This is a genomic window from Dryocola clanedunensis subsp. sulfonylureivorans (genome assembly GCF_016756775.1).
GTDB classification, from domain to species: Bacteria; Pseudomonadota; Gammaproteobacteria; order Enterobacterales; family Enterobacteriaceae; genus Dryocola; species Dryocola clanedunensis.
Genome location: NZ_JAERMU010000021.1, coordinates 40,624 through 55,227, shown reverse-complemented (window position 1 = coordinate 55,227; position 14,604 = coordinate 40,624). Strand labels below are relative to the sequence as shown.

Sequence of the window (14,604 nt, the reverse complement as noted above, 5' to 3'; positions counted from 1 at the left end):
GAAGGGCTGTACTGCTTTTATTGTTCTTGGGGTCGTCGAGCGAACGTATTTGTTAAATTTAATCGTAATCTTGCTTAGATGGCGGTGGGCTTATTTATACAGTTCAGCCGTGGCGTGCCACTGGTCACCGGAGCGCGCTTCGATGATGCGGTAGGAAGAAGCACCTTCCTGAGTGGCTTTTTGTTCCAGCTTCTGGTGCATATCCATAGGTGAACTACCGACACCACTGATGGAAACCGTACCGACGGATTGCATGTTTTGTGCCTGATCTGCGTTAACAGAAGTGGCAGCAAAAGCGCCAAACGACAGCATGGAAAGCAGGCTTGCAGCTACTAAAGTATTTTTCACGTTCATCATTTTTACCTCGTCGTATTCTTTTGTTTGGGTCTGCGTTTCGTGACCCTCATCACAAAATCAAGTATACACTAGTAACGGTAAAAATTAATACCCTGCTAACAATTCCCAATGAAACTTTACGTTAAAAGAAGCTTTTTTTATTACGTCTGGTTATTAAAAATGAGCTTTTATTGCTATTTAAATGTTAAATATAAGTAAAATCATGAGGATAGGAATCTTTGGCTTTTTGTGCGGTACTAAACAATACATACCATTATTCAAAAAACTTATAGCTTACGGCTAAACGTGGGGGGTCAGGCGGAGAGGACAAGCAGAAGAAGTGAAGGCGATGAGAATCGAAGCCCGCCGCACGAAGCGGGCAGCGTGAAGATTAAAGTTCCTGTTCGAACAGAACCAGAATCGCTTCGTAAAGCTCTTTCACCGTGAAGTCATTGGCTGGTGTCGTGAAGATGGTGTCATCCCCGGCAATGGTGCCAAGGATCCCTTCCGCTTTACCCAGTGAGTCCAGAAGGCGTGCGATCAGCTGCGCGGCACCAGGGCTTGTGTGGATGACGACAACGGCATCGTTATAGTCGATATCCAGCACCAGGTTCTTTAGCGGGCTGGAAGTTGTCGGCACGCCAAGCTCTGCGGGAAGACAGTAAACCATCTCCATTTTCGCGTTTCGGGTACGTACCGCACCAAACTTCGTCAGCATGCGGGAGACTTTGGACTGATTGATGTTTTCAAAGCCGTCGTTTTGCAGCGCATGAACGATCTCACCCTGCGAGCTGAATTTTTCTTCTTTCAAAAGTGCCTTAAAGGCTTTAATCAGTTCTTCTTGTTTTGAGGAATTACGCATGAATCACCATAAATCAGGGGGGTAATAACATCACTATGCATTTAAATGCATTTTTATGCAAATGCGAACGGCATAATAAGCCTGAATTAATGTTATGAAAGAGAGGGATTTTATCAAATTTCGTTATCGAGGAACATGCCTGCGTCACGACTCGCAAATAAGCCGCAAAGTGAAATAAATGTTATCAAAATGATGTTGTTTTGATGCATGCCTACGGTGTAATGTAACCGCCGTTGATGTGACAATATCAGGTAGTGACCGGGCGCTCAGGCGTCATTTCCACCCGGTGAGTAAATGCAGCAGTAACGTTCAAGGAATGCGTAACGTCGCACTCTGCGGGCGGGAAGATTGTAATTACCCCCCTCTCTGGATTATGGTCGCCACCGCATGGAGTTACGGCACGTATTTGCTAACCATAATAAGGAGTTTAGGATGAAAGTTGCAGTCCTCGGCGCGGCAGGCGGTATCGGCCAGGCGCTTGCCCTTCTACTCAAGACCCAACTGCCTTCAGGTTCAGAACTCTCATTATATGACATCGCACCGGTAACCCCTGGGGTTGCGGTTGACCTTAGTCATATCCCTACAGATGTTAAAATCAAAGGTTTCAGCGGTGAAGATGCTACCCCGGCACTGGTTGGTGCTGACGTGGTACTGATTTCCGCAGGGGTTGCCCGTAAACCAGGTATGGATCGCTCTGACCTGTTTAACGTTAACGCCGGTATCGTGAAAAACCTCATCGAGCAGGTCGCGAAAACCTGCCCGAAAGCTTGTATCGGGATCATCACTAACCCGGTCAATACGACGGTTGCTATCGCTGCTGAAGTCCTGAAAAAAGCAGGCGTATACGACAAGAACAAACTGTTTGGCGTGACCACGCTGGACATCATCCGCTCCAACACTTTTGTTGGTGAGCTGAAAGGTAAAAAGCCAACCGAGATTGAAGTCCCGGTTATTGGCGGCCACTCTGGCGTGACCATTCTGCCGCTGCTGTCCCAGATCCCGGGCGTGAGCTTTACCGAGCAGGAAGTGGCCGACCTGACCAAACGCATTCAGAACGCTGGCACCGAAGTTGTTGAAGCTAAAGCTGGTGGCGGTTCTGCAACCCTGTCTATGGGCCAGGCCGCAGCACGTTTCGGTCTGTCACTGGTGCGTGCGCTGCAGGGCGAGAGCAATGTGGTTGAGTGCGCTTATGTGGAAGGCGATGGCGAACACGCTCGTTTCTTCTCTCAGCCGCTGCTGCTGGGTAAAAATGGTATCGCTGAGCACAAATCCTACGGCAAACTGAGCGCGTTTGAGCATCAGGCGCTGGAAGGTATGCTGGATACGCTGAAGAAAGACATCACCCTGGGCGAAGAATTCGTTAATAAGTGATCGTCTAAGAGATGAAAAAAAACCGGAACATCAGTTCCGGTTTTTTTATGCCTGAGGATGATTTATCCCCCCGCGGGATATTCCTGAATAGTGACTTGCAGCATGAGTTTCTTATCTTCACGCATCACTTCTACCGGGATCACCGAGCCTGGGCGAATCTCTGCCACCTGGTCCATCGTCTCCAGCGCGGAGATGGCTGGTTTATGATTTACAGAGACAATCACGTCATTGACCTGAATACCTGCTTTTGCCGCCGGACCATCAGGGGAAACTTCGTTGACGATAATCCCCTGGATCTGATCGATGCCCGTTGCCGGACCGTGTAGCGGAGTAATCTCGCGCCCGCCGATACCGATATAGCCACGGATCACCCTGCCATCACGAATAAGCTTGTCCATAATTTTCGTCGCAAGCTGGGTCGGGATAGCAAAGCCGATACCTTCCGGCGTTTCACCATCGTTGCTCTTATCAAAGGAGAGGGTGTTGATCCCCATCAGCTCACCCAGCGAGTTCACCAGCGCACCGCCGGAATTACCGTGGTTGATAGAAGCATCCGTTTGCAGGAAAGACTGGCGGCCGGATGGGCTAAGGCCAATACGGCCCGTGGCGCTGATAATGCCCTGAGTAATCGTCTGGCCCAGATTGTACGGGTTGCCAATGGCCATCACCACGTCGCCGATGTGCGGCTGACGCTTACTATTGATAGGAATAATGGGCAGCCCGGTGGCGTTGATTTTCAGTACTGCTAAATCGGTGAGATTGTCCGAGCCAACCAGCAAAGCTTCAAATACGCGCCCATCCTGCAGGGCAACGATGATTTGTTCCGCATCGTTGATCACGTGTTTGTTGGTGATGATGTAGCCGCGGTCATCCATGATCACCCCGGAGCCAAGGGTTTTAATCTCCAGCTGGTTCTGGGTGTTGCTTCCCACGCTGCGGTTATAAACGTTCACTACGGCAGGCGCAGCCCGGCGCACCGCATTGTTATAGCTCAGCGGTGTTTCATCGGCACTGTCAAACTTCGATGGCGCGAGAGGTGCAATCTTCTGGCGCAATGAAGGCAAAGAAACCAACAGTATTGCGGCCACAATCAGCCCGATCGCCACCGATCGTAAAATCTTCAGAAACATGGGTTTAATTTAATCAATGAGAAATCGAAGGCAGAATAGCATGAGTTAATCGGACATCGTACTCACGATGTCCGATTACTGACCAAATTAATGCAATAACAAATAGATGCTGTCTTCGCCACGCACAACCTGCAGTGCGATGACCGGCGGTTTGGTCGCCAGCATTTTACGCAGCTCGGCAATGGTGCGGATTCGCTCGCGATTGATGCCGATAATCACATCATCTTTGTGCAGCCCGACCTGCGCCGCTGGCGTCCCTTTCTCAACGCTGTCGAGCTTCACGCCTTTGGAACCGTCCTTCAGCTGTCCATCGCTAAGCGACGCGCCTTGTAGCGCTGGTGCTATCAGTTCTGCATTGGCAGACGATGCGGTGCTCTTATCGAGCGTTACGCTGACTTCCAGCGGCTTACCGTCGCGTAACAGACCGAGTTTAACGACAGTTCCCGGCTCTGTGGTGGCGATTTTAGCCCGCAGCTCAGCAAAACTGTTCAACGGGTTGCCGTTCAGGCTGGTGATCACATCACCTGCTTTCACGCCCGCTTTGGCTGAACCGGACTGCGGTAAAACTTCGCTCACGAATGCGCCGCGTTGAAGAGAGAGGTTAAACGCCTTAGCGATATCGGCGCTCATCTCGGTGCCTTTAATACCCAGCTGGCCACGTTTGATTTCACCAAATTCCATCAGCTGTTTGGCCAACGTCTGGGCCATGTTGCTTGGGATAGCAAAGCCGATACCGACGCTGCCGCCGCTCGGCGCAAGAATGGCCGTGTTTATGCCGATCAGTTCGCCATTGAGGTTCAACAGTGCGCCACCGGAGTTACCCCGGTTGATGGAGGCATCGGTCTGGATAAAGTTTTCCAGCCCTTCGAGATTCAGACCGCTGCGGCCAAGGGCCGAAACGATGCCAGATGTGGCCGTCTGACCCAGCCCAAACGGGTTGCCGACCGCAACGGCAAAATCGCCTACACGGAGTTTATCGGAATCAGCTACGGCGATTTGCGTCAGCCCTGTCGCGTTTTGCAGCTGGATCAGCGCGATATCGCTTTGATCGTCTCCGCCAATCAGTTTGGCTTCGAATTCACGCCCGTCGTTAAGCTGCACGCTGATTTTCTCGGCGTGGCTGATGACGTGGTTGTTAGTTAGCACGTACCCTTTTGCAGCGTTGATGATGACGCCAGAACCCAGCCCTTCAAAAGGCTGTGCGTCAGACGGTGGGAGATCGTCACCAAAGTACTTCTTTAAATCGTCCGGGACTTTTTGGGCCGGCGCGGCGGCTGTTCCTTCCACCTGAACGCTGACGACCGCAGGCAATACTTTCTCAAGCATTGGCGCAAGGCTTGGCAATGCCGGCTGTCCAGGCACCTGGGAAGGAATAGAGGCGACCGCAAAGGGTGATGCGCCCAGAGCTAACCCGACACTTAACGCTAACGCACTCAATAACCGTGTTTGTTTTTTCATTGATGGCTTGCTCTCGTGGCCTGGAAAAAGGGAAACCCGATAACACTCGATGTTATTGAAATATCAGCCGGGTAACAATGTCGTTGTATGAAGTAGAGATACTTAGATGATAGCCGTGGGGAAGGAAGATTTGGGGCATGAAAGGCATGCCCCAGGAAAAAAATATGATAACTGTGATTAATCGCGTTTAGCGCGTTCAGAACGCAGCAGACCAGATGCCCCATCCGAGTAATCACGCGGCATTTGCACCGGGGCCTGATCGTTGCTGGCTTCAGATTCCGCCAGACAGTTGCGGAACGGGTTGGCTTCCGCAGAAAGCTCAGGCAGCAGGCTGCTGGAGCTTTTGGCCATGTGCTGATACAGCTGACGGTAATCGTGCGCCATATTGTCCAGCAGCTCTGCGCTATGGGCAAAGTGGCTGACTAACTCCTCACGGTACTCTTCAAGCTCCGCTTTGTTTTTCTCAAGCTCATACTGCAAAGCCTGCTGCTGACGAAGCTTACGGTTGCCAAATCGCATGGCGACGGCACCGATAATAATACCGACAACTAATCCAATGAGCGCATATTCCCAGGTCATGAACTTCTCCCGCTATCTTGTGTTTCCGTAAGGGTAATGTAGCCACTATAACCGCTAACCTAAGAGAAGTGGAATCCTGACGCAGCATCGCTTAGGGTAGAACGACCTTTTTTTTGCCATCTGTCCATTCAGACCACCTGCAAACGGCAATACGATTTTTAAGGGAAGACCATAATACCATGCAAAATCACTCCCCTGCATCGCGCTACCAACACGCTCTCACCGAGGGAAGCCATCAACCTGACGACGTCCAGCGCGAAGCCGTAACTCGTCTTGATGCCATCTATCAGGAGCTGACAAGTAAATGTTCCGAAACAGCTCCGGCTGGCGGAATAATGGCCAAATTTGGCAAATTATTGAGCAAGCGCGTCGTCTCTGGCAACGGCGAACCTGTGCGAGGCCTGTATATGTGGGGGGGAGTGGGGCGGGGTAAAACATGGCTAATGGATATGTTTTTCCAGAGCCTGCCGGGTGACCGCAAACTGCGTCTCCATTTTCATCGCTTTATGCTGCGGGTACACGAAGAGCTGACCCAGTTACAGGGCCAGACCGACCCGCTGGAAATTGTTGCCGATAGTTTTAAAGCTGAGGCGGACGTGCTGTGCTTCGATGAGTTTTTTGTGACTGACATTACCGATGCCATGCTGCTCGGCACATTAATGAAAGCGCTGTTCGCCCGTGGTATTACCCTGGTGGCAACGTCGAACATCCCGCCTGATGAGCTCTATCGGAACGGCCTACAGCGCGCACGGTTTGTGCCAGCTATTGACGCGCTGAAAAGCCATTGTGACGTGATGAACGTGGATGCGGGCATTGATTACCGCCTGCGCACGCTGACCCAGGCTCATTTGTGGCTGGCGCCACTGGATGCCGCAACAGCTTCGCAAATGGAACGGCTTTACACCGCGCTTGCTGGTGAACCGCGGGCCGGGGAACCAGTCCTGGAAGTTAACCATCGCCCGCTTCAGACGCTGGGCACGGCTAACCAGACGCTGGCCGTTGACTACAAAACCCTGTGCGTAGATGCCCGTAGCCAGCACGACTACATCGCCCTGTCGCGCCTTTTCCATACCGTTTTATTGTTTAACGTCCCGGTGATGACGGTCTCTACTGAAAATGAAGCCCGTCGCTTCATTGCGCTGGTGGATGAGTTTTACGAACGCCACGTCAAGCTGGTGGTTTCCGCGCAGGTAGAGTTATTCGATATTTATCAAGGGGAAAGGTTGAAATTCGAATTCCAGCGCTGCCTTTCACGCCTGCAGGAAATGCAAAGTGAGGAGTATTTGCGCCAGCCACACATGCCGTGAGGCAGATAATGTGGATTGAGTCATAAAAAGGGTCGACCTTTGAAGGTGACTTCTCTATAATCTTGCGACCCCACGTTACAACCAAAGTTTTTTTCCCAAAACTTTTGTCGTGCCGGCATAGGCTATTCGAAGGGGTAGGTTTGCTGGACAATGTCGCGTGAACCTCAACTGATTTTAAACGTTTGGGTGTTCACCAACGTGTAACTATATATTGGGTAAGCTTTTAATGAAAACTTTTACAGCTAAACCAGAAACCGTACAGCGCGACTGGTATGTTGTTGATGCTGAAGGTAAGACCTTAGGTCGCCTGGCTACTGAACTGGCTCGCCGTCTGCGCGGTAAGCACAAAGCGGAATACACTCCGCACGTTGATACTGGTGATTACATCATCGTTCTGAACGCAGAAAAAGTTGCTGTAACCGGCAACAAGCGTACTGACAAAGTGTATTACCATCACACCGGCCACATCGGTGGTATCAAACAAGCGACCTTTGAAGAGATGATTGCCCGCCGTCCTGAGCGTGTGATTGAAATCGCGGTTAAAGGCATGCTGCCAAAGGGCCCGCTGGGTCGTGCTATGTTCCGTAAACTGAAAGTTTACGCGGGCACCGAGCACAACCACGCGGCACAGCAACCGCAAGTTCTGGACATTTAATCGGGATTATAGGCAATGGCTGAAAATCAATACTACGGCACTGGTCGCCGCAAAAGCTCCGCAGCTCGCGTGTTTATCAAACCGGGCAGCGGCAAAATCGTTATCAACCAACGTTCTCTGGAACAGTACTTCGGTCGTGAAACTGCCCGCATGGTAGTTCGTCAGCCGCTGGAACTGGTTGATATGGTTGAGAAATTCGATCTGTACATCACTGTTAAAGGTGGTGGTTCTTCCGGTCAGGCTGGTGCGATCCGTCACGGTATCACACGCGCTCTGATGGAATATGACGAGTCCCTGCGTGGCGAACTGCGTAAAGCAGGCTTCGTTACTCGTGATGCTCGTGAAGTTGAACGTAAGAAAGTCGGCCTGCGTAAAGCACGTCGTCGTCCTCAGTTCTCCAAGCGTTAATTGTTCTCTGCTCACGCAGAAAGGCAATTGGCAAAAACCCGGTCCTGTACCGGGTTTTTTTATGTCTGAAATTTATATTATTGCTCTTAACTTCCTGATAATGCAGTGCATTTTCTCAAAATCAGGAACCACTCCCCACAAAACTGCTAAAATCTGGTAAACTATCAACCAATTTTCTGCCCAAATGTCGGCATCAGTCTGTTTTCGCCTTGGTTTCTGGCAACTGATGGCAGTCCGGCGTGAGATGGGTAATTAACAGTCAGGTTAGTTGCCGCGCTTGCGGCTATTAGCAGTAATTTTCTGAATAAACTTGGAGGTTTTCATGGCTGTCGCTGCCAACAAACGTTCGGTAATGACGCTGTTTTCCGGTCCTACTGACATCTATAGCCACCAGGTACGTATCGTGCTGGCTGAAAAGGGTGTTAGCGTTGAAATTGAGCATGTGGAAACGGATAACCTGCCTCAGGATCTGATTGACCTCAACCCAAATCACAGCGTACCGACCCTGGTTGACCGCGAATTGACCCTGTGGGAATCCCGCATCATCATGGAATATCTTGATGAGCGTTTCCCGCATCCACCGCTGATGCCGGTTTACCCTGTTGCTCGTGGTGAAAGTCGCCTGTATATGCACCGCATTGAGAAAGACTGGTACACCCTGATGAACAAAGTGGTGAACGGTTCTGCTCAGGAAGCTGACGCGGCACGTAAACAGCTGCGCGAAGAGCTGCTGGCTATCGCACCTGTCTTTACTCAGAAGCCTTTCTTCCTGAGTGATGAATTCAGCCTGGTAGACTGCTACCTCGCACCGCTGCTGTGGCGTTTACCGCAAATGGGTATCGAGCTGACAGGTGCAGGCTCCAAAGAGATGAAAGGTTACATGACTCGCGTGTTCGAGCGTGACTCCTTCCTGGCCTCTCTGACCGAACCTGAGCGCGAAATGCGTCTGCACACCCGAGGCTAATTGATGGATATGTCGCAATTGTCACCGCGTCGTCCTTATCTGCTTCGTGCCTTTTACGAGTGGCTACTGGATAACCAGCTCACGCCGCACCTGGTTGTGGATGTGACATTGCCAGGCGTGCATGTGCCAATGGAATATGCACGCGACGGGCAAATCGTTCTGAATATCGCACCGCGTGCGGTAGGCAATCTGGAGCTGGGCAACAACGAAGTGCGTTTTAACGCGCGCTTTGGCGGCGTACCTCGAGAGGTTTTCGTTCCTATGGCTGCGGTGCTGGCGGTTTACGCTCGCGAGAATGGCGCCGGCACCATGTTCGAGCCAGAAGCCAGCTATGACGGCGATGTTGCAAGTCATAACGATGATGAGCAAAGTCCAGTTCCCGCCGAGCCGGAAATGGTGATGCAGGTGATCGATGGCGATCGCCCGGATCATGACGAAGACGACGATGGTCCGGACGACACTCCTCCTCCACGCGGTGGCCGTCCGGCTCTGCGTGTAGTGAAGTAACTTCCAGGGCCAGCCTTGTTATTTATTCGGTGAGATCTTTACGAAACTTATTAGCGGTAGGTTTGTCATCAGTCTGAAGCCAGTCTTACGACTGGCTTTTTTATTGCCCGTTGCCAGCCCCTCTTCTTTCGTAACTCCCCCCTTGCTGTGTTATGATTTAAAAGCTACTTTGCGCTTTTCCATCCCTTTACACGGCCTGACTCTGACGCTATGAGCACTTTTGACGACCAGCCAGCTGAGACGACTGACACCATCGGACACTCGATGCGCCGTCGCCCGCTTGCGCGTAAAAAGCTCTCAGACATGGTGGAAGAAGAGCTGGAACAGATGATCCGCAGAAGGGAATTTGCCGAAGGCGAACAGCTTCCTTCCGAACGTGAACTAATGGCGTTCTTCAACGTTGGCCGCCCTTCAGTACGTGAGGCACTGGCTGCGCTCAAGCGCAAAGGACTGGTGCAAATCAGCAACGGAGAGCGGGCAAGAGTCTCTCGTCCTTCTGCCGATACCATCATTAGCGAACTGTCCGGTGTGGCAATAGACTTCCTCTCCCGTCCTGGCGGCATTGCGCATTTCGAGCAGTTAAGATTGTTTTTCGAATCCAGCCTGGTTCGCTACGCGGCTGAGTTTGCATCAGACGAGCAAATAGCCCGGCTTGGCAAGGCGCTGGAGATGAACAGCCAGTCGCTGGATGATAACGAGCTGTTTATCCGCTCAGACATTGAATTCCACCGCGAGCTGGCAGAAATCCCCGACAACCCTATTTTTATGGCCGTGCACGTAGCGCTGCTGGACTGGCTGATTGCCGCGCGTCCCGCGGTTCCCCAGGAAGAGCTGCACGCACACAACAATGTCAGCTACCAGCAGCATATTGAGATCTACAGGGCGATTGAGGCCCGCGATCCGGACGCCGCGGACGCCGCGCTGAAAGCTCACCTGAAAAGCGTTTTTGCCGCTTATTACAGATCTCCGGGTAAGCGTTCAGCGAAAAAGTAGATCCGAAGCGATCTGCGATATACCCCGCAGGCACTCCGCACTCATTCATACCCATCATTATTTCCTATGAACAGGATCACATCCTGACCGCATCACGTTATGGCGTTTACTTTTTGTTCTGGTATAACAGGTATAAAGGTATATCGAAATGAGCGAAAACCATACAATAAAGAGGCGTATATGACACAGAATCTTCGGGGCGTGATGCCGGCACTGCTCACTCCTTTCAATCAGCAGCAGCAGGTGGATACGGACAGCCTGCGCCGTCTGGTGCGTTTCAACATTGAGCAGGGCGTGGATGGCCTGTATGTCGGCGGCTCGACCGGCGAGGCCTTCCTGCAAAGCATTCAGGAGCGCGAGCAGGTGCTCGAGATCGTTGCCGAGGAGGCGAAGGGTAAAGTCACGCTGATTGCCCACGTCGGTGCCATCAGCACCCAGGAAAGCCAGACTCTGGGAGCCGCCGCGCATCGCTATGGATTTGATGCCGTTTCGGCCGTCACGCCGTTCTACTATCCATTCAGCTTCAACGAGCACTGCGATCATTACCGTGCGGTTATCGACGCCTCAAGCGGGCTGCCGATGGTGGTCTATAACATCCCGGCGCTCAGCGGCGTGAAGCTGACGCTGGATCAGATTGCCACGCTTATCAGCCTGCCGGGCGTCGGCGCACTGAAACAAACCTCCGGCGATCTGTATGAAATGGAAAAGATCCGCCGTGCGCATCCCGATCTGGTGCTTTACAACGGTTATGATGAAATTTTTGCCTCCGGTCTGCTGGCGGGGGCCGACGGCGGCATCGGCAGCACTTATAACGTGATGGGCTGGCGCTATCTGGCCATCAAACGGGCCATTCAGGAAGGTGATGTGTCGCGCGCCATGCAGCTACAAAGCGAGTGCAACCAAGTCATCGACCTGCTGATCAAAGTTGGTGTATTCCGCGGCCTGAAAACGCTGCTGCACTACATGGATATCGTTGCCGTACCGCTTTGCCGGAAACCTTTCGCACCGGTGGATGAGCAGTATCTGCCGGAGCTGAAGGCGCTGGCGCTTAAGCTGCAGGCGGAACGCGCTTCATTCTGATCCGTAATGCCGGGCAGCCCGGCATTGCTACGACTTCCAGACCTAACCAAAGGGCGGGTAGCTGACTACCCGCGCCGGGAGTGCTTTATGAATAACACTACCCAACAGATCCCGTGGCATCGTCATCTAACCAGACCGCAGTGGAAGGCCTTTTCGGCGGCGTGGATTGGCTACCTGCTGGATGGTTTTGATTTTGTTCTGATAGCGTTAGTCCTGACTGAAATTCAAAGTGAATTCGACCTGACAACCATCCAGGCCGCCAGCCTGATCTCGGCGGCGTTTATCTCCCGCTGGTTCGGCGGGCTGGTGCTGGGGGCGATGGGCGACCGTTACGGGCGTAAGCTCGCGATGATCACCAGCATCGTCCTGTTTTCAGTCGGTACGCTGGCCTGCGGTTTCGCGCCGGGGTTCACGACCATGTTTATTGCCCGCCTGGTCATCGGCATGGGGATGGCGGGAGAGTATGGCTCCAGCGCGACCTATGTCATTGAGAGCTGGCCAAAGCATTTACGCAACAAGGCGAGTGGTTTCTTAATCTCCGGCTTTTCTGTCGGGGCCGTTCTGGCAGCGCAAGTTTACAGCGTAGTGGTGCCTGAATGGGGCTGGCGCGCGCTGTTCTTCATCGGTATTTTACCGATTATTTTCGCGCTGTGGCTGCGCAAAAATATTCCAGAAGCAGAGGACTGGCAGCAGAAATTTGGCGACAAAAAACCAACCAGAACGATGGTGGATATTCTCTACCGCGGCGAGCACCGGGTGATTAATATTTGCCTGACATTTATTGTGGCGACGGCGCTCTATTTCTGTTTCTCCGGCAAGATTGGCAACGCGGTGATCATCGCCGCCCTGGGCCTGGTCTGCGCCGCGGCGTTCATCAGCTTTATGGTACAAAGCAGCGGCAAGCGCTGGCCGACGGGCGTCACGCTGATGGTCGTGGTGTTCTTCGCCTTCCTCTACTCCTGGCCGATTCAGGCCCTGCTGCCCACGTATCTTAAAACTGAACTGGGTTACGACCCGGCAATGGTTGCCCATATGCTGTTCTTCAGCGGCTTTGGGGCAGCGGTGGGCTGCTGCGTCGGCGGTTTCCTTGGCGACTGGCTGGGCACGCGCAAAGCCTATGTTTACAGCCTGCTGGTGTCACAGCTGCTGATCATCCCGGTCTTTGCGATTGGCGGCGGGAATCTCTGGGTGCTCGGCCTGCTGCTGTTCTTCCAGCAGATGCTGGGCCAGGGCATCTCCGGCATTTTGCCGAAGCTCATCGGCGGGTATTTCGATACCGAGCAGCGGGCAGCAGGCCTTGGCTTTACCTACAACGTGGGTGCCCTTGGCGGCGCGCTGGCCCCGGTGATTGGCGCGGCCATCGCTCAGCGTCTTGATTTAGGCACCGCGCTGGCGTCGCTCTCCTTTACCCTCACGTTTGTGGTGATCCTGCTGATTGGGCTGGATATGCCGTCGCGCATTCAGCGCTGGATCCACCCGGAAGCCGTGCGTACTCACGACTCCATCGACGGCAAGCCGTTTAGCGGCGCGGTTATTCCAGCGGGCCAGAAACGTTCGCTGGTCCAAAAGGTGGTGAAATGAGCACGCTGGCCATCGACCTTGGCGGTACGAAAATCGCCGCCGCGCTGGTGGACGAGGCGCTTAACATCACCGGGCTGCGTACCGCTGCAACGCCTGCCAGCAAAACACCGGAGGGGCTACGAGCCTGTTTGACCGAACTGGTAATGCCTCTGGCGGCAAATGCGCGTCGCGTCGCGGTCGCTTCGACGGGGATAATCAAAGATGGCGTACTGACGGCGATTAACCCTGGAAACCTGGGTGGCCTGGCAAGCTTCCCGCTAAAGGATGTGCTAACCCAGCTTACCGGACTGCCGTGCCTCACGGTGAACGACGCCCAGGCGGCTGCATGGGCGGAGTACCGTCCGCTGGCGGGAAAGATCAGCGATATGGTCTTTCTGACGGTTTCCACCGGCGTTGGCGGCGGCATTATCAGCGACGGCAGGCTGCTGGTGGGCAATGGCGGGCTGGCAGGGCATCTTGGGCATACGCTTGCCGACCCGAACGGGCCACGCTGCGGCTGCGGACGAATTGGCTGCGTGGAAGCTATCGCTTCCGGTCGCGGTATTGCGGCGGCGGCAAAGGGGGAGCTGGCAGGCTGTGATGCCAGGGCGATTTTTGGCCATGCGGCGGAAGGCAATCCCCAGGCCGTGTTATTGATGCAGCGCTCGGCCAGGGCGCTGGCGCGGCTGATTGCCGACGTGAAAGCCGTGACGGACTGCCAGTGCGTCGTGACAGGCGGCAGCGTCGGGCTCAGCGAAGGGTATTTATCTTTAGTCGAAACCTTTCTTGCCGAAGAGCCGGAGATCTACCGCTCCCCGCTATACCCGGCAAGATATCAACATAATGCGGGCCTGCTGGGCGCCGCACTGTTAGCACAGGAAGCCATCCCATGATTAGTGGAGAGTTTCACCATCCTGAATCCGCAGGATTACCCGCCGCGCTGGTTAATGCCATTCGCGTGGCGTTAGCCCATGAACCGCAGCATAAGGCGCCAGGCAGCTACCCTTTACAGGGCGATAAGCTGTTTATGAACGTGATGACGTTGACCACTTCACCACCAGAAGAGAAAAAGGCCGAGCAGCATCAGGCCTACGTTGATATCCAGCTTCTGCTAACGGGCGATGAGACGATTTATTATGGTTTTCACGGCAGCGCGCGTGAATGTGAGGAGCAGCACGTTGAGGAGGATTATCAGCTGTGCAGCCACATTGAGAGTCAGCAGGTGCTGACGTTACGGGCAGGGCAGTTTGCCGTTTTTATGCCGAACGAGCCGCATAAACCGGGCTGTAGCGTGACGCAGCCGGGAGCCATCAAGAAAGTGGTCATCAAGCTGCATCACAGCCTGCTCGCGGCATAAAAAAACCGGAGGCAATATGTCCTCCGGCCTTCTCGTC

Annotated in this window: 16 protein-coding genes; 11 read left to right on the top strand and 5 right to left on the bottom strand. The window is 53.4% G+C overall.

Features of this window, described 5'->3' with window-relative positions:
• Positions 1-90: 90 nt before the first annotated feature.
• Both yhcN and argR read right to left on the bottom strand, forming a co-directional pair.
• Positions 91-354, bottom strand: a complete 264-nt coding sequence (yhcN, locus tag HYQ67_RS18940; protein WP_202306214.1) for a peroxide/acid stress response protein YhcN — start codon at positions 352-354, stop codon at positions 91-93.
• Positions 355-727: 373 nt separating this feature from the next.
• Positions 728-1,198 (bottom strand): transcriptional regulator ArgR, encoded by a 471-nt coding sequence (argR, locus tag HYQ67_RS18935; protein WP_202306172.1) that lies wholly within the window; start codon positions 1,196-1,198, stop codon positions 728-730.
• A gap of 432 nt (positions 1,199-1,630) precedes the next feature.
• Here argR and mdh point away from each other — a divergent pair, with 432 nt between their 5' ends.
• Complete coding sequence (gene mdh, locus HYQ67_RS18930) at positions 1,631-2,569, top strand: malate dehydrogenase (protein WP_202306171.1); 939 nt, start codon at positions 1,631-1,633, stop codon at positions 2,567-2,569.
• 62 nt (positions 2,570-2,631) lie between these two features.
• Here the strand turns inward: mdh and degS are convergent, their stop codons facing one another.
• The 3 genes from degS to zapG form a co-directional block, all read right to left on the bottom strand.
• A complete protein-coding gene (degS, locus tag HYQ67_RS18925; RefSeq protein WP_202306170.1) occupies positions 2,632-3,699 on the bottom strand; it encodes an outer membrane-stress sensor serine endopeptidase DegS in 1,068 nt (355 codons plus the stop codon).
• A gap of 87 nt (positions 3,700-3,786) precedes the next feature.
• A complete protein-coding gene (gene degQ / locus HYQ67_RS18920) occupies positions 3,787-5,157 on the bottom strand; it encodes a serine endoprotease DegQ (RefSeq protein ID WP_202306169.1) in 1,371 nt (456 codons plus the stop codon).
• Positions 5,158-5,334: 177 nt separating this feature from the next.
• Positions 5,335-5,736 carry a Z-ring associated protein ZapG gene (gene zapG, locus HYQ67_RS18915; RefSeq protein ID WP_202306167.1) on the bottom strand — a complete coding sequence of 134 codons (402 nt, stop codon included), beginning with the start codon at positions 5,734-5,736 and terminating at the stop codon, positions 5,335-5,337.
• Between the two features lie 179 nt (positions 5,737-5,915).
• On the opposite strand from zapG, the gene zapE reads away from it, so the two are divergent.
• The 10 genes from zapE to nanQ all read left to right on the top strand — a co-directional run bounded on the left by zapE (position 5,916) and on the right by nanQ (position 14,567).
• On the top strand, positions 5,916-7,043 hold the full coding sequence (zapE, locus tag HYQ67_RS18910) for a cell division protein ZapE (RefSeq protein ID WP_202306165.1): 1,128 nt from the start codon (positions 5,916-5,918) through the stop codon (positions 7,041-7,043).
• 226 nt (positions 7,044-7,269) lie between these two features.
• On the top strand, positions 7,270-7,698 hold the full coding sequence (gene rplM, locus HYQ67_RS18905; RefSeq protein WP_202306163.1) for a 50S ribosomal protein L13: 429 nt from the start codon (positions 7,270-7,272) through the stop codon (positions 7,696-7,698).
• Positions 7,699-7,713: 15 nt separating this feature from the next.
• On the top strand, positions 7,714-8,106 hold the full coding sequence (gene rpsI / locus HYQ67_RS18900; protein WP_202306161.1) for a 30S ribosomal protein S9: 393 nt from the start codon (positions 7,714-7,716) through the stop codon (positions 8,104-8,106).
• Between the two features lie 322 nt (positions 8,107-8,428).
• Positions 8,429-9,070, top strand: coding sequence for a stringent starvation protein SspA (gene sspA / locus HYQ67_RS18895; protein ID WP_202306159.1), 642 nt, complete (start codon positions 8,429-8,431; stop codon positions 9,068-9,070).
• A gap of 3 nt (positions 9,071-9,073) precedes the next feature.
• Positions 9,074-9,577 (top strand): ClpXP protease specificity-enhancing factor, encoded by a 504-nt coding sequence (gene sspB / locus HYQ67_RS18890; RefSeq protein ID WP_202306154.1) that lies wholly within the window; start codon positions 9,074-9,076, stop codon positions 9,575-9,577.
• 210 nt (positions 9,578-9,787) lie between these two features.
• Complete coding sequence (locus HYQ67_RS18885; protein ID WP_202306153.1) at positions 9,788-10,570, top strand: transcriptional regulator NanR; 783 nt, start codon at positions 9,788-9,790, stop codon at positions 10,568-10,570.
• 180 nt (positions 10,571-10,750) lie between these two features.
• Positions 10,751-11,650, top strand: coding sequence for an N-acetylneuraminate lyase (gene nanA / locus HYQ67_RS18880; RefSeq protein ID WP_202306151.1), 900 nt, complete (start codon positions 10,751-10,753; stop codon positions 11,648-11,650).
• Positions 11,651-11,737: 87 nt separating this feature from the next.
• Complete coding sequence (locus HYQ67_RS18875) at positions 11,738-13,231, top strand: MFS transporter (protein ID WP_202306148.1); 1,494 nt, start codon at positions 11,738-11,740, stop codon at positions 13,229-13,231.
• Positions 13,228-14,103, top strand: a complete 876-nt coding sequence (gene nanK, locus HYQ67_RS18870) for an N-acetylmannosamine kinase (RefSeq protein WP_202306147.1) — start codon at positions 13,228-13,230, stop codon at positions 14,101-14,103. Before HYQ67_RS18875 ends, nanK begins: the two co-directional genes overlap by 4 nt.
• The gene (gene nanQ, locus HYQ67_RS18865) at positions 14,100-14,567 is read left to right on the top strand and encodes an N-acetylneuraminate anomerase (protein WP_202306146.1); all 468 of its coding nucleotides are present in this window, start codon (positions 14,100-14,102) and stop codon (positions 14,565-14,567) included. The genes nanK and nanQ overlap by 4 nt, the downstream gene beginning before the upstream one ends.
• Positions 14,568-14,604 lie beyond the last annotated feature (37 nt).

Coding starts and splice junctions, on each gene's coding strand:
- HYQ67_RS18885 (WP_202306153.1), top strand. CDS start 9,788: ATGAGCACTTTTGACGACCAGCCAGCTGAGACGACTGACACCATCGGA.
- HYQ67_RS18875 (WP_202306148.1), top strand. CDS start 11,738: ATGAATAACACTACCCAACAGATCCCGTGGCATCGTCATCTAACCAGA.
- nanQ (WP_202306146.1), top strand. CDS start 14,100: ATGATTAGTGGAGAGTTTCACCATCCTGAATCCGCAGGATTACCCGCC.
- zapG (WP_202306167.1), bottom strand. CDS start 5,736: ATGACCTGGGAATATGCGCTCATTGGATTAGTTGTCGGTATTATTATC.
- mdh (WP_202306171.1), top strand. CDS start 1,631: ATGAAAGTTGCAGTCCTCGGCGCGGCAGGCGGTATCGGCCAGGCGCTT.
- degQ (WP_202306169.1), bottom strand. CDS start 5,157: ATGAAAAAACAAACACGGTTATTGAGTGCGTTAGCGTTAAGTGTCGGG.
- sspA (WP_202306159.1), top strand. CDS start 8,429: ATGGCTGTCGCTGCCAACAAACGTTCGGTAATGACGCTGTTTTCCGGT.
- nanA (WP_202306151.1), top strand. CDS start 10,751: ATGACACAGAATCTTCGGGGCGTGATGCCGGCACTGCTCACTCCTTTC.
- rpsI (WP_202306161.1), top strand. CDS start 7,714: ATGGCTGAAAATCAATACTACGGCACTGGTCGCCGCAAAAGCTCCGCA.
- zapE (WP_202306165.1), top strand. CDS start 5,916: ATGCAAAATCACTCCCCTGCATCGCGCTACCAACACGCTCTCACCGAG.
- sspB (WP_202306154.1), top strand. CDS start 9,074: ATGGATATGTCGCAATTGTCACCGCGTCGTCCTTATCTGCTTCGTGCC.
- rplM (WP_202306163.1), top strand. CDS start 7,270: ATGAAAACTTTTACAGCTAAACCAGAAACCGTACAGCGCGACTGGTAT.
- nanK (WP_202306147.1), top strand. CDS start 13,228: ATGAGCACGCTGGCCATCGACCTTGGCGGTACGAAAATCGCCGCCGCG.
- yhcN (WP_202306214.1), bottom strand. CDS start 354: ATGAACGTGAAAAATACTTTAGTAGCTGCAAGCCTGCTTTCCATGCTG.
- argR (WP_202306172.1), bottom strand. CDS start 1,198: ATGCGTAATTCCTCAAAACAAGAAGAACTGATTAAAGCCTTTAAGGCA.
- degS (WP_202306170.1), bottom strand. CDS start 3,699: ATGTTTCTGAAGATTTTACGATCGGTGGCGATCGGGCTGATTGTGGCC.